The sequence below is a fragment of the Paracoccus nototheniae genome (assembly GCF_004335005.1).
GTDB classification, from domain to species: Bacteria; Pseudomonadota; Alphaproteobacteria; order Rhodobacterales; family Rhodobacteraceae; genus Paracoccus; species Paracoccus nototheniae.
In genome coordinates this window covers 1-414 of record NZ_RQRT01000218.1, presented here as the reverse complement: position 1 = coordinate 414, position 414 = coordinate 1, and the positions used below count along the sequence as shown (strand labels likewise).

The 414-nt window shown below is 36.0% G+C and carries 1 protein-coding gene; it reads left to right on the top strand.

Going from position 1 to position 414, the window contains the following annotated elements:
* Positions 1–133: 133 nt before the first annotated feature.
* Positions 134–414: hypothetical protein (locus EG885_RS23205; protein WP_207392412.1), on the top strand; the 281-nt coding region annotated here is incomplete at its 3' end.

The following is a 414-nucleotide window of genomic DNA, read 5'->3' as shown; positions in this document are numbered from 1 at the left end:
AATTTGATATTAAAGGTATAATCGGCACTCATTTTTTAAATTTGTTTGGTAACATATCACTTTATCTTAGGATAATTTTGGTCAATACTTATTAAAATATATAACTCAGCAATATAGCTAATTAAGGCAAACTATGGCAACTAACACGACACTAAATCTCTTGGTTATCGATAGTGACCAGCTTTACGCTGAACATCTGGTCTCCTTACTGTCTACTTATTATAGTGATATTAACCTAGGGTTCTTAGATGCAAAGAGTGAACTGTTAAGAAGTTTGCGCCATCAATGGGATGTCTTATTGTTTGGTCGCGCTTACGATATGACATTTACGGACGTTGTGGGTATTGTCCAAGAGCAAAATATTGATCTACCGCTGATCTGTCTTGACATGGATGCATCAAGTTCAGCTGGGCA